Genomic DNA, 18830 nt, shown 5'->3' with positions numbered 1-18830 from the left:
TCTTAATTCTTTCAGCCGTTCAAGTCCCTGTCAAATTGACCGGACTCGCTCGACCTGCGGGAATTAAGCGCCGCCCCTTTCGGAGACAACCCCTCAAACTTACCAGCCGTTTCGAGTGGACGCGCACGCCGCACCGTCGAGGTGGAGTCTGGAGGTGGCCCCCGAGTGAGTCCGGCGATCACGCCGTCCTCGTGGGACTGGTGAACTCTATGTACGCCTCCGGGAACCGTCAAATCGATGGTTCGCCCACACGCCAGGGGTAGGAACGGGGCGTGCCAGATCGATCCGTGCCCCGGGCGCTCACCATCCTCGTGGGGGCCGCCGCCGCGGTGGTCGTGCTCTTCGGGGTCCGTGAGGTGGCCTCCATCGCCGGCCCCGTCGTGCTGGCTCTCGTGCTGGTCATCGCGGTCTCCCCGGTACGGGCCCGGCTCAGCGCCTGGAACGCCCCCACCTGGGTGCAGGTCGCGGTGCCGTTCCTCATCGTGGTGCTCGTGCTGCTGGCCATGGTCGGAATCCTCACCATCTCGGCCACCGAGCTCGTCTCGCTGCTGCCGTCCTACACCCACCAGTTCGAACGCCTCCTCGCCGACGCCCAGCACTGGGCCGTCACCCACGGGCTCAGCAACGAGATGCTCGCCAAGGGGCTGGAGGTATTCGATCCGGGGCGGGTCCTGGGGCTGGCGCAGAGTCTGCTCGGCAGCCTGATCGGGGTGTTGTCCGCGCTCTTTCTCATCGTGGTGCTGTTGCTGGCGATGTCGCTCGACGCGCCGATGACCGCGAGAATTCTCGCGACAGGAGAAGGAAACCGGCCGCAGTTGGTGACGGCATTGGCCACGTTCGCCCACAAGACACGGCGTTATCTGATCGTCTCCACGGTTTTCGGGCTGATCAATGCGATTCTCGACATGGTCGCGCTTTCCCTGCTGGACGTGCCGCTGCCGTTGTTGTGGGGTGTGCTGGCGCTCATCGCCAATTACATCCCCAACATCGGGTTCGTCATCGCGCTGCTGCCGCCGACGATGCTCGCCCTGCTGGACGGCGGTGCGCGGACGATGGTGCTCGTCATCGTGGCCTACACCGTCATCAACGTCGTCACGCAGTCGTTCATTCTGCCGAAATTCCTGGGGGACGCCGTGGGGCTGTCGACGACGATGACGTTCATCTCGCTGATCGTCTGGACTTTCGCCCTGGGACCACTCGGCGCGATTCTCGCCATTCCGCTGAGTCTGCTGACGCGCGCCCTGCTGATCGACAGCGATCCGAACGCGAAATGGGTGCAGGGTCTGGTGTCGGGCAAACTCCCCACCGCGGGGACGGGCCGCTGAGGCGGCTTCGCCGATGAGCGATGATTTCGTGCCGTGGCCGAGGTCCGTACCATCGACCGTTCCCCCGAGCCCGCCCGAGGAGCCCTGTGACCCACAACGAGAAGCCGTCCGGCCCTGGAGACATCTGGCCGCTGGTGCATGCCGAGCGGGCGGCCCTGGCGGCCGATCTGGCAGAGCTGACCGATGCGGCGTAGGCGACGCCGTCGCTGTGCGCGGGGTTGAGCGTGCGTGAGGTGCTGGCGCATCTCACCTCGTCGGCGAGCCTGAACGGCGTGCGCTGGCTGACGGGTGTGATCCGCTGCCGGTTCGACTTCGACAAGCACGTCGCCGTACGGCTGGCCGAGCAACTGGGCGCGACCGGGGCCGAGACGCACGAGAGGTTCCGCCGCGTCGTCACGAGCACGACCAAGCCGCCGCTTCCGGTCTTGGCGCTGCTGGGCGAGACGATCGTGCACGCCGAGGACATCCGGCGGCCGCTGGGCCTGCGCCATGCCTACCCGATCGGCACCCTCACCCGGGTGGCCGAGTATTACCGAAGATCCGATCTGGTCGTCGCGGCCAAGCGGCGGATCGCGGGGCTGCGGCTCGTCGCCGACGACGGCCCGTTCGCCACCGGCTCAGGGCCGCTCGTCTCCGGCGGGACCCTGGCGCTGGTGATGGCCACGACCGGGCGTTCGGGGTACTGCGACGAACTGGACGGTGACGGGGTCGAGATTCTGCGGGGCCGGCGCGACATGAGGTGAGCTCAGGGCCGCCTGTCAGATGAGGCGGCTCAGCTGTACGCCGCTCAGGCGCTTGACGTCGTTGGCGAGGTGGGCCTGGTCGGTGAAGCCGGCTCTGACCGCCACCTCCGCCGGCGGGACGCCTTCCCGGGCCAGTCTCAGCGCGCGCTGGAAGCGGACGACGCGCTGGAGGGTCTTGGGCGCGTAGCCGAACGAGGTCACACTGCGGCGTTGCAGCTGGCGTTCGCTGTAGCCGAGGTCCCAGGCCACCTGGGCCACCGAGCGCCCGCTGCCCAGGGCAGTGGCCATGGCGCGCGCGGCTGGGTCGGCGGGAGCCGACGCCAGACGTCTGCCGACCGCCGCCCGCATGACCCCGAGCCGCGCCTCCGCCTCCGCGACGCGCGTCGACGGAGCGACGCCCCTCTGCGGGGGGCCGGTGACAGGGGGCGGGCGCCGAAGGGTCTCGTCGGCGCGGTCGGGGAGGCCGAAGCCGGGGCTCTGCGGGCGCCACTGCGGCAGCGGCGCGGGCGGCGGGTCGAGCAGGTCGGCGAGGAGGGACTCGTGACCGGGCAGGTCGGTGAGCGGGACACGCCGGTCGCGCAGCTCGTGGAGGGGGACGCCGAAGAAGTCGCCGACCGCGCCGGGCCGGAAGCGGATGCCGACCATGGTCTCGCCGGACGCGACGGACGCGGGCATGGGGCCGGTGTCGGGGCCGGCCACGAAGAGGCCGGACGCGCCCCAGATGAGGTCAACGCAGGCGTCGGGGACCACGAGCTGGGTGAACGATGCCTCGCTGATCCGGTGCCAGCCGCAGGCGATGCGGTCGGCCAGGCCGGGGCCGGGGTGCCGTTCGGCGTACATGCCACCAACGTACGTCACGCCTCCGACAGGAACCGGGTCAGCCGGGGAGTCTCCCGTACGCGCGCAGCGTCTTGAGCCGCTCCATCGTGATGTGTCCGCCCCATTCGTGCTCCAGCAGGGGTGTCCACATCGCCCAGTTCGCCGTCCAGCCCCCTTCCTCGGTCTGGGCGGCGGCGAGCGCGTCGAGGTGGGTGTCGAGGACGTCCTGCGCGAACAGCGGCAGCCGCAGCGGCGCGGGCGCGAAGTCCAGCGGGAAGTGCACGTGCCCGGACGCGGCCAGGTCGAAGGAGACCATGGAGAGGAGCACGTCGCGCACCCGCGCGAGCTCGGCGGCGGCCCGCTCCCGGTCGGGAACCCGGTCGAGGAACGTCACCACGGCTTGGGCCTGGTAGGCGCCGGGCTCCTTGAGCTCGGCGATCCGCGACCAGCAGAACTCGGTGGCGGGGCCCAGCCAGGGATGGTCGACCCCGTGCTCGTGCAGGAGCGCGGCGATGGCGGCGGTGGGGACGAGGTCGCCCGGCGGGTCGTCGTCCGTCTGCCACCAGGGGGCGCGGGGCGTGTCCATGACGGACGGGAGCACCCACGGCACGCCGCCGTCCGGGGTGGTGATGGAGGCGAGGTAGTCGCAGGCGGCGGTCACCATGGGCGAGTCGAACGCGTCGATCTCGTCCAGGATCCAGAACGCCACCTCGACGGGTTCCGGCTGGCTGCCCGCGCCGCGCAGGTCGGGCTCCAGCGCGTTGCCGAAGCCGCCGTCGGGGTTCTGGTAGCCGCGCAGCGCGTCGAGCACGCGTTCGCGCGGCCCGCCCCGGAACATCGCCGCGAAGCGCAGCCGGTCGATGAGTCTTCCGTGCCTGAGCAGGTACTGCTCGGCGCGATCGAGTACGTCCATGTCGGCATCGCCCTTCTGAGGAGTCCTTCTGAGGAATCCTCTGAGGAGTCCTTCGAGGTGGGTATGTCGCGAAGCTATCCGAGGGGTCGCGGCGGGCGATTGTAGAAACCGGACGCGCTTTTATTGCGTTGCCCGCCGGGAAAGCCCCTGCCTACAGTGACCGGCATGTCATGCATGTACTGCTGCCAGGTCTTCACGCGCATCCGCCACAGCCGGGCTCTGGCCCGCTAGCGGACGCCACGACCTGAACGGAGCGTCCGCAGGCGCGCCCAGGGCCCTTCGAGACCCGATGAATCTCGAGGACCCGGAAGGGCAGTGCTGTGGCGCAGAACTTCGCGCACGGAAACTATTCACACACCCAGAAGAAACAGGCCAGGAGCAGCGGCCGTTCGCCCGTGGATCGGGCGCGGCGCACGCTGTCGCAGAACTTCCTGACCGACGGACATGCCGTCGAGCTGATGATCAAGGCCGCCGCGCCCAGGGGGCTGGTGCTGGAGCCCGGTTCTGGCCCTGGCGTGCTCACCCTGGCGCTGGCCGAGGCGGGCGCGCGGGTGATCGGCTACGAGATCGATCCGCGGCTGGCCGGCCGGCTGGCGTCCCGCACTCGCGGCGATTCCCGGATCGACGTGGTACGGGGCGACTTCACCGCCGCGCGGGCGCCGCGTGAGCCGTTCGCGGTGGTGGGGAACATCCCCTACGCGATCACGTCGCGGATCGTGGACTGGTGCCTGCGGGCGCCGGCCCTGACCTCGGCGACGCTGCTCACGCAGCGGGAGTACGCCCGCAAGCGCTCCGGCGACTACGGCCGGTGGAGCCTGGTCACGGTGGAGTCGTGGCCGTGGTTCTCCTGGCGGCTCGGCGACACGGTCGGCAGGGAGAGCTTCCGGCCGGTGCCGTCGGTGGACTCGGCGATCCTGCGCGTGGAGCGCAGGCCGCAGCCGCTGGTGTCCGGCGGCCGCTCCTACCGGGAGCTGGTCGAGCTGGGCTTCGGCGGGCTGGGCGGCTCGGTGCGGGCCTCGCTGCAGCTCCGGTACGACGGCGTGGACGCCGCACTGGAGGCGGCCGGGGTGGCCCGCGACGCCGTAGTGGGCCACGTCCACCCCGACCAGTGGGTCACGCTGTGGGGGCGCCTATGCCGGTGAGCTGATCTTGGCCGTGGCCGGCCGCTTCAAGGCGCCGGTCAGTCCTGGGACCGTCGCGACGCGGCGGCCCCAGGGCATGGCCAGCGCGAGCACCGGCAGCAGCACGATGGAGGCCCGCGACCAGTACGTGTGCTGCAACCACCAGCCGTTGGTGTCGAACTGCGTCATGACGAGATAGCCGTAACCGGCCCAGATCGAGCTGCCCAGAATGGCCGCCCAGGCCCACTTGGCGGGCCTGGCGACCAGGAACGGCATGAACCACAGCAGGTATTGGGCGCCCAGCCGGGGCGTCAGGACCATGAAGACCAGCAGGATGGCCGTGGTCATGTCGATCGGGTCGGCCCGCCGCCAGTAGACGATGACGAGGACGACGGCGGCGTAGATGAGGTTGGTGCCGAACGAGGCCAGCTCGGGCCGCAGGTCCCAGCTGCCGCCGGTGAACCACGGGGTCCAGCCCCATTCGCCGACGATGGGCCGGATGTCGCGGATGGTGTCGATGACCTGGGGGATCTGGTTGAGCGAGGTGCCGGCGAAGACCGGCAGCGTCACCAGGAAGAAGATCGGCAGCAGGCCGGTGGTGAACAGGGCGGCCACGCGGGCGCGCAGGTTGGGCAGGAGCAGCAGCATGCCGGGGATCAGCCAGATCGGCCAGCTCTTGGCGCACAGCGCCAGGCCCATCAGCACGCCGGCCAGCGCGCCGCGCCGCAGGTGGGCGCGGTCGTCGTCGCCGGGCAGCAGGGCGCGGTGCAGCATGCCGCGGCGGCCGATCACGCGCGGGACGGAGCGCTTGATGCCGTACGCGGCCACGCCGGCGCGGACCTTGGCCACCACGTCGGTGACCATGCCGGGCCGGTCGGGGTCGCCGGGGCCGCGGGCGACGACGAACGCGGCCACGCCGAACACGAGCGCCACGGGCTCCACCTGGCCGTGGACGGAGGCGATGAGCACGGCGAGCGGGTTGAGCGCGTACTGCAGGGCGCGCAGCGACGCCTTGGGGCCGCCGGCGAGCTTGGCGACCAGCGGGATGAGCACGATGTCGGCGACCACGGTGACCAGGCGCCCGGCGTATTCCCACGGGATGCCCAGCCACAGCAGGATGCCGTAGACGTAGGGGATGGTCGGCAGGAAGTGCCAGCCGCCCTCGCTGGCCAGCACGGGGTCCTCACCGCGCAGCACTGCCTCGCCGGCGGGCTTGAAGCTCTCCATGAAGTCGACGGGCTGCCAGGAGTCGATCGCCGAGGTGTACATGATGAGCACGCGTACGGCGACGCCCACGAGGATGGCGACGATCAGAGGAGGCCGCCAGTCGCGCCGTTGGGCGACGAGGGCGAGCACGACACCGGCTACGAGGACGATCCCCGTGAGAGCTGCGTAATCCATGGCGGCATCTAGCCTGCCGTACCCCGGACACTGCCGCCACCAGGGCTTCCAATTCTTATCCCCGACATGCCGACACGTATCCCGATACGAGATCACCGTCTGTGTTGAACTTTTTCCATGGGGGGATCGCAGGTCAACCAGGCACTGGTCAGGCTCTACTTCGAGGTGAGAGATGGGCTGCGCGACCCGGTCGCGGCCTGGGCGAAACTCACAGGCAACTCACAGCAATACCGGCGTGCCCGGGGCGAGAGACGGGTGCCGCTGGACGACGGCACGGCGGCCGAGCTCGCGGCGGCGGCGATCGTCTGCACCGCCACGCGGCACGGCCCCGAGCGGGTGGCGGCGCTGGCGACGTCGCCGCTGGCGGAGGTGGTGAGCGGGCTCGGCGGCGCGGTGCTGACCGAGCATCCGTGCGCGCCCGAGCAGGTGCTGGGGCCGTCCTTCACGGGGCCGGGGGCCGACGACTGGGCGCGGGCGGCGTACGTGCTGCTCTGGGGGGAGAACAACCGGCTCGTCCGCACGCCGGGGACGCCGTGGGTGATCGCCGGGCGGTACAAGGGGCAGAAGGTGGTCGCGATCGGCACGCATCCGACGCGGCTGTCGGACGAGACGCTGGTGGTCCGGCCGGGCACGGACGGGGCGCTGGCCATGGCGATGGGGCACGTGCTGCTCAAGGAGTTCTTCCTGGACCGCACGCCGTTCGACGGGCACGCCATGGAGCGCACTGACCTGCCGTGCCTGGTGCGACTGCGCGGGCGCGAGGACGCGTACGTGCCGGGCGAGCTGACGGGCGGGGCGTGCGGGCGGCTCAGCGTGTACGGCGGCGAGGCGGCGGAGGTGCTGCTGCCGCGCTTCGACGACGGGCCCGGGGTGCTGCGGCGTGGCGTGCCGGTGCTGCGTGACGGGGACGACCTGGTGACGACGGTGTTCGACCTGCTGCTCGCGGTCTACGGGGTGGCTCGTCCCGGGTTGCCCGGGGTGTGGCCTTCCGGGTACGAGGACCGGGCGGAGCCGTACACGCCGGCCTGGCAGGAGGCGTACACGGGGGTGGCCGCGTCGCGGGCGCTGAAGACGGCGCGGGAGCTGGGGGTGACGGCGGAGAAGACCGGCGGGCGGTGCGTGATCGTGCCGGGGCGGCTGGAGACGCCGCACGCCGACACCGCGTACCGGGCGATGCTGGCCCTGCTGGTGCTCACCGGGTGCGGCGGCGGGTGGGCGCAGGCGGGCGGGGCGGGGATCCCGCTGGTGCCGTACCTGTGCCTGCACGCCTGCGGCGAGGACCGTTCCGACGTGGGGGCGCTGAGCTGGGCGCTGGCGGAGGGGCTGTTCGCGCGCAGGACGGCGCGCTCGGTGCTGCTTGAGGCCGTGGCGGACGGCTGGCCGATGGCGCCGCCGCCGCGCGTGCTGGCGTTGCCGCGGCCGATCTATCCGCTGCCGCCGGAGGTGGACCTGCTCATCGGTCCGGACGAGCACTGCGACCTGTCGCCGCCCGAGCCGGGCCTGCTGGCCGAGGCGGTGGCCCGGCTGGCCGGGTCCCGTGCCCCGGCCGAGGCGGGCGGGGCGCGGGAGGAGCGGCGGATGCGGCTGCTGGTGGACCACGCCTGGATGCACGAGTACGGCGAGGCGCTGCCCACCTACCGGCCGCCGGGGCTGGGCCTGCCGCTCAAGCCGACCCAGCTGGTCCGGTTCCGGTAAGCGTCAACCAAGAGCGTTCAGGTAGGCGCGGTGGCTGCGGGAGAACTCGTTGCCGTTGAACCTGTCCCAGTTGATCGACCAGGCCATCAGGCCGCGCAGGTCCGGGTAGAGGCCGCGCGGCCGGTACGTGCCGCAGTTGCTCCCCTTGGTCAGGCAGTCGAGTGCCTTGTGCACCTCCGCGACGGCGGTGAACCCGTTGCCCGCGTTCACCGAGGCGGGCAGGCCGATGGCGACCTGGTCCTGGCGCAGCGGCGGGAACCTGTTGGCCGCGTTGCCCATGATCGGGAAGCCGGCCAGCAGCATGTCCGTCATCGCCACGTGGAAGTCGTGCCCGCCCATCGTGTGGTACTGGTCGTCGAGGCCCTTGATCGGTCCCGAGTTGTAGTCCTGCACGTGGAGCAGGGTCAGGTCGTCGCGCATGGCGTGGATGACGGGCAGGTAGGAGGCGGAGCGGTTGTCGGCCGCACCGTTCGGGCCGGGGCCGTAGAACTGGTAGCCGAGCTGGACGAAGAACGTCTCGGGGGCCATGGTCAGCGTGAACCTGGCGCCGTAGCGGCTCTTGAGCGACTTGAGCGCGGAGATCAGGTTGACGACGACCGGCGTGGTGGGATTGGCGAGGTTGGTGTCGCCGGGGTTGAGATAGAGGGAGTGGCCCTCGAAGTCGATGTCGAGGCCGTCGAGGCCGTACCTGTCGATGATCGCGCCGACGGACTCGACGAACTTGTCGCGCGCGGCCGCGGTCGTGAGCTGGACCTGGCCGTTCTGGCCGCCGATCGAGATCAGCACCTTCTTGCCCCTGGCCTGCTTGGCCCTGATGGCGGCGATGAAGTCGGCCTCGGACTCGACGTTCGGGCACTCGGCGGCCGGGCACTGGCGGAACCTGATGTCGCCCGAGGTGACGGAGGTGGGTTCGCCGAAGGCGAGGTTGATGACGTCCCATTCGTCGGGTACGTCACTCATCCGTACGTAGCCGGAGCCGTTGGCGAACGACGCGTGCAGGTAGCCCACGAGCACCCGCTTCGGCAGCCCGCCTCCCCCGCCGCCGCCCCCGGCGATCGTGGTGCCGCTCGCCTCGGAGCCGTACGGCGAGCAGTTGCCCGCGGCGTCGCAGGCGCGGACCTTGAAGCGGTACGTGGTGGAGGCGGCCAGGCCGGTCGCCTGGTAAGAGGTGCCCGTGACGGCCACGGGGGCGGCGTTGTCGCGGGAGACCTCGTAGCGGGCCACGCCGACGTCGTCGGTCGAGGCGTTCCAGGACAGGGAGAGTGAGGAGGAGGTGGCGCCGCCGACCGTCAGGTTGCCCGGCGTCGTCGGCGCCTGCGTGTCGGGGGTGCCGCCGGGGCCGTCGAGCACCACGTCGTCGGCCACGTAGGCGCCCTGGCCGTACCAGCCGTTGACGTGGATCGTGACCGACGTGGTGCCGGCCCCGGTGGTGAAGGAGGTTCTGAGCTGGCCCCACTGGCCGCCGGGCGCGCCCCACGTGCTGGCGCTGACGCCCGTTCCTGTGGCGCCGAGGAAGACGTAGTCGCCCTGGACCCACGCGGACAGCTCGTACGTCGTACCCGGTTTGACCGTGACGACCTGCTGGCATCGGGCGAAGTCGCTGCCCTGCGGGGTCGCGCGGAGCGCCCGCGTGCCGCCGTGCACGGGCGAGGACACGGCCTGCGCGTCCGACGGGCAGCTCCAGCCGCTCAGCCCGGACTCGAAGCCGGGGTTGGCCAGGATGTTCGCGGCCGCGGCCGGGGCAGCGGGCAGGACGGTCAGGACTGTGGCCGGCAAAACGGTCAGAGCAGTGGCGAGCAGGACCGCTCGGAATTTCATGGGGCGTGTTGTTCCTCACTGCGGCCCGCCCCCACGTGGAGGACGGGCCGCTCAGCGGGTCAGAAACCGGCGGTGATGCGGGTGAACTCCCAGTCGGACTGGGCGACGCCGCTGCAGTTGGAGACGACTCCGCCGCCGGGGCAGGGCCGGTCGCGGTTGACGGCCCAGTACGCGAGCCTGGTGAGGCCCCTCGCCTTGGCCCAGTCGCGGATCTGGGTCCAGGTGCCGGGCGTGGTCAGCTCCTGCTGGTCGGACAGGCCGTTCATGCCGGAGATGCCCATGTGCGCGTACGCCTGCGCGTCGTTCCAGCCGAACGCGTTCTTCAGCGCGTTCTTCAGGCCCTCGGAGGCGTTGACGGTGTCCTGGTAGATGTTCGAGCCGCCGAAGTCGAACGGCATGATCGTGTAGTTGTCGATCGGCACGCCGAGCGCCCGCGACTGATTGATCAGCCGGATGCCGTGGCTGTTGGGGCCCGTCGTGGAGGTGCCGAAGGTGACGACGATCTTGACGTTCGGGTTGTTCTGCTTGACGATCTTGAGCCCGTTCAGGATGCGGTCCTGGACGGTGTAGTTCTCGAACTCGTCGGTGTTCTCGATGTCGAAGTCCACGACGGCGGGGCCGACGGCGTTGATGACCTGCTGCACCGCGCCCGCGAACGCCTGCGGGGTGGAGCAGTTGGGGCCGAGCTTGTTGCCCTGCCAGCCGCCGAAGGAGATCTGGACGTTGCCGCCCTTCGACTTGATCGTGTTGATCGCCTGCTGGTCGGCGCCGCCGGTCAGCGGGCGGTTGCCGTCCCAGGCCGGGTTGCAGCCGCCGCTCGACAGGATGAACGCCATCGTGAACGACTTCACGCCGGTCGCGTCCATGACCGTGCCCGGGTTGGGCGGGTTGCCCCAGCCCATGTAGAGGTAGGGAGCCCCGGCCATCTTGGTGGGATTGTCGCCCCCGCCACCGCCGCCCGCCGAAGTGGTCGCGGTGACGGAGTTGCTGTTGCCGGACAGGTTGCCCGCCGCGTCGCGGGCGCGGACCGTGTAGGTGTAGCTGGTGCTCGCGGCCCGGCCGATGTCGGTGTACGACGTGCCGGTCACGGTCGTGACCAGGGTGCCGCCGCGGTAGACGTTGTAGCCGGTGACGCCGACGTTGTCGCTGGAGGCGTTCCAGGCCAGCGAGACGCTGCTGGAGGTGACGCCGGTCGAGCGCAGGTTGCCGGGCACGGACGGCGCCGAGGTGTCACCGCCGCCACCGCCGCCCGAGCCCTGCTTCCACAGGGCGGGCACGTTCGGCGGCTCCCAGCCGGGCTGGGAGGTGTGCGCCTGGAGGCACACGTAGTCGACGCCGTTGTGGGTGACGACCGCGCCGACGGCGTAGGAGGTCCACGGGGCCCAGGCGGCGGCCAGCTGCTGGACCTGCGCGCTCTCGCCGTACGCCGCGGGAGCGCCGGAGGCGAGCCCGGCGCCGGTCAGCGCGAGGGCCAGGCCGGTCGCCAGGGCGGTCAGTCTGCTGCGAAGTCTCATGGCATTCCCTGGAGGTGGGGCTTGACGGTTCGGGAGAAGTTCCAGTTGTTGCTGGCGTCCCAGTTGATGGACCAGGTCATCGCACCCCTGATGTCGGGGTAGGCGCGCGGTGGCACGAAGGTCCCGCAGTTGGTGCGCTTGGCCAGGCAGTCGAGGGCCTGGTTGACGAGCGAGGGAGAGACGATCCCGCCGCCCGCGGCTCCAGGCCCGGCGGGCAGGCCGAGCGCGACCTGGTCGGGGCGCAGGCCGTTCTCCAGCTGGATGCAGGCCAGCGCGGTCATGAAGTTGACCGAGCCCTGCCCGTACGCCTGGGCCTGGTCGCAGCCGAGCATGGAGCCGGAGTTGTAGAACTGCGTGTGGACGACCGTGAGGATGTCCTTGATGGACAGGGCGAGCTTGAAGTACTCCATCCCGGTCGTCTGCATGTCGATGGTCTGGGGCGCCATCGTGATGATCAGCTCGGCGCCGGCCTTGGCGCGCAGCGACCGCAGGGCCTGGGCCATGTAGGTGGCGTTGAGGCCGTTCTCCAGGTCGATGTCCACGCCGTCGAAGCCGTACGAGCGCATGATCGCGTACACGGAGTCGGCGAACCTGGTCGCCGCCGCCGCGTCGGCCACCTGCACGCGCCCGGCCTCGCCGCCGACCGAGAGGATGACCTTCTTGCCGCGCTGGTGCAGGGCCTGCACGTCGGCCTTGAACTGGGCGTCGGTGTAGCCGCCGACCGCCGAGGCGAGGCCCGGGTCGACGGAGAAGACGACCTCTCCCGCCGTCGCGGTGGCCTCGCCGAACGCGACCGCGATGAGGTCGTACTCGGCGGGCACGGCCGAGAGCTTCAGCTCGACGGCCGGGTTGACGAAGTTGTGCCAGTAGCCGGTGAGGAAGTGCTTGGGCAGGCTCCCGCCGCCGCCTGGGGGGCAGCCGGTGGTGGTGGCGGTGACGTCCCGTCCCGGCGACTCGCCCTGGGCGTTGTACGCCTTGACCGTGTAGGTGTGGGTCTCACAGGTGCCGAGGCCGCCGATCGTGGCGCTGGTGCCCGTGACTGTGGCCTTGACTGTGGCGCCCTCGTAGACGCGGTAGCCGGTCACCGTGCCGCTGGCGGCGCCCCAGCTGAGCGCGATCGAGCCGGCCGTCGCGGTGGCCGACGGGGTGCCCGGCGCGCCGGGTGCGCCCGGTGTGGAGCCGCCGCCCCCGCAGGCGGCGCCGTTGAGCGTGCAGCCGGTGATGCCAGGGAAGTTGCCGGGGGCGCCGTTGAAGCCGAAGCTCACGCTGGCGCCGGGCGCCAGCGGGGAGGCCCAGCTCGGGTTGGTGAAGGTGTAGTGCTGTCCGCTCCGGGTCATGACGGCGTCCCAGGCGGAGGGGATCGAGTAGCCCTGGGGGACGTCGAACTGGACGTTCCAGCCGCTCATGGAGGTGGTGGTGCCGTTGGTGACGGTGATTCTGCCCTCGAAGCCCGAGCCCCAGTCGGAGACCTTGGTGAAGGTGGCCGTGGCGGAGGCGGCCTGGGCCGGGAGTGCTTGGAGACAGAGTGCGGCGGTGGCGATCGACAGGAGAATCGCGCGTAATCTCACGGGGTTCTTCCTTCGGGGTATGCGTGCCGTACGGCTTGCACCGGGGGGTGAGAGCGCAAGCCGTACGGCACGGCCCGTGGAGGTGAACACGGGCCTTTGGGGGGTGTCTGCGCGAGTAACCTTGCTGCGGATGTCAGGTTTTGTCCGGTTGAAGATTACTTTTAGGAAAGTTTCCTAAGAGTTGTCGTGATCGTAGCTTTGACAGTCCGTCCTTACAAGACCCAAACACGACTCCGCCGCACGGGACCGAAATCCCGTGCGGCGGAGTGGTGGTGGGTTGTTCCCTACGGTTGCTGGGTGATCCTGACGTCGTCGACGCCGGCTTCCACCAGGGAGGCTCCCGAGGCGTCGGCCGCGTCGATGACGATGCGGACCGTCTGGCCGGCGAACGCGTTCAGGCTCGCCGTGGCGGTGGTCCAGGCGCCGTTGCGGTTGGAGGCCGCGCCGGCTTGGTTGAGCACGGTGGCCGTGGTGCTGCCCACGACGCGGACCCGGAAGTAGTCGGCGCTGGCGGAGTTGGAGCCGTGCGCCAGATACCACGACAACGACAGGTTCAGCGCGCCCGTCGAGGGGAGCGTGATCGGCGGTGACTGGATCGAGGTGACGCCGCCGTCGATGTCGAAGTCGCCCGCCGACGAGCCCGCCAGGCTGCCGGTGACCAGGTCGTTCGTGCCGCTGACCGTGGTGCCGAGCTGCTTGGCGCCGCTGGAGGTGGTCGCCGCCGGATCGCCGCGCTCCCACACGCCCGTGGTCGCCGTGTCGGTGCCGGTCGGGTTCACCGTCCAGCCCGTCGCCGTCTCGAACGTGTCGGAGTAGACGGTCACCGGCGGGGTGCCGGTGCCGCAGTACTGGGCCTCCTTGCCGATGATGCGGTAGACGCAGTCCGAGTATTCGAGGAAGCGCAGGACCGCCTCCCTGTTACGGGTCGTCTGGGGGACGATCTGCTCGTCCGGCGGGTAGAAGCCGGGGCTGGAGCCGGTCGGGTACATCTCGAAGGTGAAGCTGAAGATCTTGTAGACGCCCCACAGCCAGTCGTCGATGGTGCCGTCGGTGATGTAGAGGTCGCTGGCCTGCTGGGGTGTGTAGTTGTTGGTCGAGGCCATGTTCTGGCCCAGGGTGGCGTGCGCGTTGCGGTCGTCCGCGGTCAGGCCGGGCGCGGTGTCGTTGAAGGTGTAACCGTAGGGCCACAGGACGAGTTCGCTGTAGGTGTGCCAGTCGATGTGCGACTTGATCTGCTGGACACCGCCGATCACCCGGCTGCGCACCCAGTCGGCCGCCGCCTTGACCTCCGGCGTCGACTCGGCGTTCGCGCCGCGGTAGGTCTCGCTGGAGGTCGAGCCGGACGAACCGCCGCAGCAGCCCCAGTTGTAGGCCCAGTTGCGGTTCATGTCGGTGCCGACCGCCGAGGAGCCGGGGTTGGGCTGGCGGTTCTTGCGCCAGGAGCGGTAGCTGCCGCTCGCGATGTCGTACTCGCCGCCGTCCGGGTTGAGGTCCGGCATGATCCAGATCTCCCTGGTGTTCACCAGGTCGGTGATCCGCGCGTCGGTGCCGTAGCCGTCGGACAGCAGGCGCATGATGTAGAGCGCCATCTCGACCGTGAGGTGCTCGCGGGCGTGCTGGTGCGCGGTGAACAGCACCTCGGGCTCGTTCTCGTCGGTGCCCACGTTGTCGCTGATCTTCACCAGGCGCAACTGCCTGCCCTCGTACGAGGTGCCGTAGTTGCTCTGGCTGACGATGCTCGGATGGGCCGCGACGATGGCGTTGATCTCCGCGTTCATCTCGGCGTAGTTGTGATAGCCGGAGTCCGACGGCGGGAAGTCAAACCCGTCGACGGACGGGGGGGTCGGGCGCGGCTCCTCCGACACCCGGTAGCCCAGCCGCCTGATCGCGGAGACCTCGGCTTCCGTGGCCGTGACCAGGACCGAGTCCTTGGTCACCTCTTCGATGGCGGCACCGGTCGCCGCCACGGAGCTGCGCTGCTGCGCGTTCGCCGGGCCCGCCACCCGGTACTGCTTGTTGGGCGGCGGCTCGGCTGAGGCGCCCGCACCTGTCATGCCGGTCAGGCCGACCAGGCTGAGGGCTGCCAACAGGATGACTAAACGGCGTTTCACCTCGTCCTCCCCAGGCGCTCGGGCTCGGGTGTCAACCGGCGCCTGAACGAAGAGTGATGACGTTGGTTGCCGTAGGAAAGGCCCAAATTTGCGGACATGTGTTGATCTGCGGGGCGGGGGGTTTCCGGGCGGCGTGACAGTGACGGCCCGACAGCGGCTGACAGGTGCGTAACAGGCGGATGCCAGGGCGGCCCGGCACGGTGAACGGCATGAAGTACGCGATCGAAGCCGAAAGCTTGGTCAAGAGGTACGGCGACAAAGCCGCCCTGGACGGCATCGACCTGGCGGTCAGGACCGGCACGGTGCTCGGCGTCCTCGGGCCCAACGGCGCGGGCAAGACCACCGCCGTACGCGTCCTGGCCACCCTCGTCACCCCCGACGCGGGCCGGGCGGTGGTCGGCGGCCACGACGTCGTCCGCCGCCCGGCCAGGGTGCGCGAGCTGATCGGGCTGACCGGCCAGTACGCCTCCGTGGACGAGCAGCTCACCGGCACCCAGAACCTGCTGCTCATCGGCCGCCTGCTCGGCCTGTCCAGAACGGCGGCCAGGACCAGGACCGCCGAACTGCTGGCCCGCTTCAGCCTGGAGGAGGCCGCCGGCCGGCCGGTCGGCGGCTACTCGGGCGGCATGCGCCGCCGCGTCGCCCTGGCCGCGAGCCTCATCGGCGACCCGCGCGTGCTGTTCCTCGACGAACCCACCACCGGCCTGGACCCGCACGCCCGCGGCGAGCTGTGGGACGTGGTCAAGGAGCTGACCGCGGACGGGGTGACGGTGCTGCTGACCACCCAGTACCTGGCGGAGGCCGACCAGCTCGCCGACGACCTGCTCGTCATCGACCGGGGCCGGGTGGCCGCGTCGGGGACTCCCGCCGAGCTCAAGGCGCTGGCGGGCGGGCACCGGCTGGACGTCAGGCCGTTGCGCGCCGCCGACCTGGAGAAAGCTGAGCGGATCCTCGGCGTGCGGGCCGCCGGGGGCCTGTTGAGCGTCCCCGTGCACGACCTGGCCGCACCGCCCGCCTTGCTGCGGCGGCTAGATGATTGCTTCCAAGGGATTAGCTATGGGGCAGGACGTGCGTGGTCTTGGTCGGACGGCTACGAACTGGGCTCCTGTGCCGGCAGCCCGCGCAGCAGTACGTCAAGGAAGAGGTCGAAGCGGGGTGCGTCCGGGCCGATGTCGTGCCCTATCTGCTGGGCTCCGAGCCACTGCACGACGCCCAACCCGAAGATGTGCCAACTCTGCTTGGCCATGTCGTCGGAGACGCCGGCGAGTTTGAACGCCGAGACGACGCGGTCGCGGAGTCGGCCGAAGGCGTGCGGGTTGTGGCGATGCGGCATCGCCACGTGGGCTGCGTAGCCGGGTACGGCGAGGAACTGATCGTGCATCCTCCAGGCGAGGTCAGACAGCCACTCCCGCCAGGTGTCGGCGGTGGGCTCGGCCGTCGGGAGGATGCGTTCGACGACGACCTCGCTGACGAGGTCGAGGAGCTCGTCACGATTGCCCACCCAGCGGTAAAGGGCCGAGTGGGAGACGCCGAGTCGCTCTGCGATGTCGCGCATGGTCACGGTCCGCAGGTCGCAGCCGAGCGCGGCCTCCACGATCTGCTCACGGCTCAGTCGCGCGGGGCGGCCGAGCCTGGGTGTCTTCGCCTTCACGAACCCAGTCTACGAATCCGCCCGGGCCAACTTAGTGACCAATGGTCATAAATAAGTTAGGCTGCCCTTATCTATCTTCGAGGGAGTAGAAGTGAGTCGAACCACCGACACCGCGCTCACACAATGGCCGTTGGTAGTCGTTGAGGTATCAGCCCTCGATCCCGCAGTCGGCGCCCGCCGCATAGGCGACGTCCTGACGGCCGCCCTGGAGCGTCGCGAACCCTTCGCGGCCGTGCTCACGATGCCCGAGGGCAGGCCGCGCAAGCTCGCTGGCGCTGGCGAGCGGGTGCGGCTGATCAGGACCCTGCGGCCGGGCCTGCGCGACCGGTGCGCCGGTCTCGCCTTCGTCGTCTCGGCCGAGGCACAACAGGCCCACGCCAAGGTGATCAGAGCCGGTGCGAAGCTGTGGGGTTGCCCGACGACCGCCACACACGACCCGGCCGCCGCGCTCGCGTGGGCCCGTCAGCAGCTGGCCGCGCCGGCGCCTCGTACCGAGGAGGAACGCTGATGTGGGTGGTGGCCGGCTTGACCGCCGCGGTCGTGTTCGTCGTACGCAAGCTCCGGCGAGGCGGCGCGCGTCGGCCCGCCGGAGGCGGGACGCCGGTGTTGCTGCTCGCGGCTTGCGGCGTGGCGATCGCGCAGACGATCGTGCTCGCCGCGCTGACGGTGTTCGCCCGCGAACTCGACGTCTCCGCGACGGGTGCTACCTGGCTTTTGACCGCCTTCATGCTCGCCTCCGCGGTGGCGACGCCGGTGGCGGGGCGGCTCGGTGACCAGTTCGGCCATCGTCGTCTCCTCGTCACCGGTCTCGCACTGCTGCTGGCCGGCTCGGTGGTGGCCGCGGTGAGCACCCCGCTCGGCTCGTACCCCGGAGTCGTGACAGGCCGGGTGCTGCAGGGGCTCTCCGGCGGTGTCTTCCCCTGCGCCTTCGGGCTGGCCCGCCAGACGGTTCCCGCCGAGCGGCTGGGAGGCGTCGTCGCGGCGCTCAGCGCGATGTTCGGCTTCGGTGGGGCGCTCGGCATGGTCGCCGCCGGTCCGCTCGTCGATGTCGCCGGTCCCGCGGTGCTCTTCTGGTTCGTTGCCGTGCTGGCCCTGCTTGCCCTGGCCGGGATGGTCCGCGTGCCCTCACCGTCCACGTCCGCTTCTCCCGCCGGCCAGGTCGACCTGACGGGAGCAGCCCTGCTCGCGGGCACGCTGGTCGCCCTCCTGCTCGCCATCAGCCAGGGCCGCGCATGGGGTTGGTCATCGCCGGGCATCGTCATGCTGTTCGTCGCCGCGATCGCGCTCGCCGCCGCATTCGGGCTCGTCGAGCGGCGCGTTGCGGCACCGCTGGTCGACCTGCGGCTCCTGATCGGGCCGCGGCTGCTCACCACGAACATCGCCACCCTGGTCGTGGCCGTGGGGATGTTCGCAGCGGTCACTCTCCTTCCGCTGTTCGTCCAGACGCCCACCGCCCTCGGGTACGGCTTCGGCTACTCCCCGGCCCGGACCGGGCTCCTGATGGTCCCGATGGCCGTCTGCATGCTCGTCGCAGCGCCGCTGGCAGCGCGGATCACCCGCTCCCTGGGCGCGAAGGCCGCTTTCCAGGCGGGCGCGGTCCTCGCGGCCATCGCGCTGGGGGGCCTCGCCCTGTTGCACGAGCACATCGCGGAGCTGCTCGTCTGGTGCGCTCTTCTGGGGCTGGCCTACGGCCTTGCCTTCGCCTCGCTCGGCGGCCTGGTCGTCGGGGCCATCGGCCAGGCGGCGACCGGCGCGGCCACGGGGATCAACACCATCCTGCGCACCATCGGCGGCGCTGTCGGCTCTGTGCTCGCCGCCGTCATCGTGTCAGCGGCGACCGGCCCGGGACAACCGCCGGCGGAATCGGGATACACCACCGCGTTCGTCGTCGCCAGCGCGATCGCACTCTGCGCAGCTGCCGTGACCGCCACCCGTGGCGCTGTCAACCCGCAGCCTGGGCGCCCAGTCAACGTGGAGCTCCGCGACAGCCGTTGACTGAACGGCAGGAACAGCCTCAGCTCATCCGCAACTCTTGACATTTGCCCCTGCGCCGCCCTGCGCACAACCTGGCGGCGCAGTGCACCGCTTCGCGCCAGATGTATCCGATTCCGCCAGAGTATTCGGGGGTTGTTCATTGGAGGCGGAAGCACT

Annotated in this window: 13 protein-coding genes and 2 pseudogenes; 7 read left to right on the top strand and 8 right to left on the bottom strand. The window is 70.5% G+C overall.

What is annotated here, in order from left to right:
• Positions 1 to 272 precede the first annotated feature (272 nt).
• Together AB0C27_RS44365 and AB0C27_RS44360 are read left to right on the top strand one after the other, a co-directional pair.
• Positions 273 to 1325 carry an AI-2E family transporter gene (locus tag AB0C27_RS44365; RefSeq protein WP_357858101.1) on the top strand — a complete coding sequence of 351 codons (1053 nt, stop codon included), beginning with the start codon at positions 273 to 275 and terminating at the stop codon, positions 1323 to 1325.
• 86 nt (positions 1326 to 1411) lie between these two features.
• Positions 1412 to 2068, top strand: a pseudogene (locus AB0C27_RS44360) (maleylpyruvate isomerase family mycothiol-dependent enzyme).
• A 15-nt stretch (positions 2069 to 2083) separates the two neighbouring features.
• On the opposite strand, the gene AB0C27_RS44355 reads toward AB0C27_RS44360, so the two are convergent.
• Entirely contained in the window at positions 2084 to 2926 is an 843-nt protein-coding gene (locus AB0C27_RS44355) for a DUF6597 domain-containing transcriptional factor (RefSeq protein WP_357858098.1), read from the bottom strand.
• Positions 2927 to 2945: 19 nt separating this feature from the next.
• Positions 2946 to 3800: a hypothetical protein gene (locus AB0C27_RS44350; protein ID WP_357858095.1), complete on the bottom strand. Its 855-nt coding sequence runs from the start codon at positions 3798 to 3800 to the stop codon at positions 2946 to 2948.
• A 320-nt stretch (positions 3801 to 4120) separates the two neighbouring features.
• On the opposite strand from AB0C27_RS44350, the gene erm reads away from it, so the two are divergent.
• Complete coding sequence (gene erm / locus AB0C27_RS44345; RefSeq protein ID WP_357858092.1) at positions 4121 to 4942, top strand: 23S ribosomal RNA methyltransferase Erm; 822 nt, start codon at positions 4121 to 4123, stop codon at positions 4940 to 4942.
• Here erm and AB0C27_RS44340 read toward each other — a convergent pair.
• On the bottom strand, positions 4931 to 6322 hold the full coding sequence (locus AB0C27_RS44340; RefSeq protein WP_357858090.1) for a hypothetical protein: 1392 nt from the start codon (positions 6320 to 6322) through the stop codon (positions 4931 to 4933). The two genes, erm and AB0C27_RS44340, sit on opposite strands and share 12 nt — an antisense overlap.
• 117 nt (positions 6323 to 6439) lie before the next feature.
• On the opposite strand from AB0C27_RS44340, the gene AB0C27_RS44335 reads away from it, so the two are divergent.
• Positions 6440 to 8017 (top strand): molybdopterin-dependent oxidoreductase, encoded by a 1578-nt coding sequence (locus AB0C27_RS44335; RefSeq protein WP_357858087.1) that lies wholly within the window; start codon positions 6440 to 6442, stop codon positions 8015 to 8017.
• Between the two features lie 3 nt (positions 8018 to 8020).
• Here the strand turns inward: AB0C27_RS44335 and AB0C27_RS44330 are convergent, their stop codons facing one another.
• The 4 genes from AB0C27_RS44330 to AB0C27_RS44315 form a co-directional block, all read right to left on the bottom strand.
• A complete protein-coding gene (locus AB0C27_RS44330) occupies positions 8021 to 9835 on the bottom strand; it encodes a glycoside hydrolase family 18 protein (RefSeq protein ID WP_357858083.1) in 1815 nt (604 codons plus the stop codon).
• Positions 9836 to 9894: 59 nt separating this feature from the next.
• Entirely contained in the window at positions 9895 to 11349 is a 1455-nt protein-coding gene (locus AB0C27_RS44325; protein WP_357858080.1) for a carbohydrate-binding protein, read from the bottom strand.
• Positions 11346 to 12917 (bottom strand): glycosyl hydrolase family 18 protein, encoded by a 1572-nt coding sequence (locus tag AB0C27_RS44320; protein ID WP_357858078.1) that lies wholly within the window; start codon positions 12915 to 12917, stop codon positions 11346 to 11348. Before AB0C27_RS44320 ends, AB0C27_RS44325 begins: the two co-directional genes overlap by 4 nt.
• A 284-nt stretch (positions 12918 to 13201) precedes the next feature.
• Positions 13202 to 15028 carry a M14 family zinc carboxypeptidase gene (locus AB0C27_RS44315; protein ID WP_357858076.1) on the bottom strand — a complete coding sequence of 609 codons (1827 nt, stop codon included), beginning with the start codon at positions 15026 to 15028 and terminating at the stop codon, positions 13202 to 13204.
• A gap of 209 nt (positions 15029 to 15237) precedes the next feature.
• On the opposite strand from AB0C27_RS44315, the pseudogene AB0C27_RS44310 reads away from it, so the two are divergent.
• A pseudogene (locus AB0C27_RS44310) lies at positions 15238 to 16065 on the top strand (ATP-binding cassette domain-containing protein); the annotation flags it as partial.
• Between the two features lie 53 nt (positions 16066 to 16118).
• Here AB0C27_RS44310 and AB0C27_RS44305 read toward each other — a convergent pair.
• Positions 16119 to 16583 carry a TetR/AcrR family transcriptional regulator gene (locus AB0C27_RS44305; RefSeq protein ID WP_357858121.1) on the bottom strand — a complete coding sequence of 155 codons (465 nt, stop codon included), beginning with the start codon at positions 16581 to 16583 and terminating at the stop codon, positions 16119 to 16121.
• Between the two features lie 187 nt (positions 16584 to 16770).
• On the opposite strand from AB0C27_RS44305, the gene AB0C27_RS44300 reads away from it, so the two are divergent.
• Both AB0C27_RS44300 and AB0C27_RS44295 read left to right on the top strand, forming a co-directional pair.
• Entirely contained in the window at positions 16771 to 17187 is a 417-nt protein-coding gene (locus AB0C27_RS44300) for a hypothetical protein (RefSeq protein ID WP_357858073.1), read from the top strand.
• A complete protein-coding gene (locus AB0C27_RS44295; protein ID WP_357858070.1) occupies positions 17187 to 18674 on the top strand; it encodes an MFS transporter in 1488 nt (495 codons plus the stop codon). The genes AB0C27_RS44300 and AB0C27_RS44295 overlap by 1 nt, the downstream gene beginning before the upstream one ends.
• The last annotated feature ends 156 nt before the right edge of the window (positions 18675 to 18830 follow it).

This window comes from Nonomuraea sp. NPDC048882, assembly GCF_040649755.1.
Classification (GTDB): Bacteria; Actinomycetota; Actinomycetes; order Streptosporangiales; family Streptosporangiaceae; genus Nonomuraea; species Nonomuraea maheshkhaliensis.
Note: the sequence above shows the minus strand (reverse complement) of the source record. Positions and strands in the feature narration are given on the sequence as shown.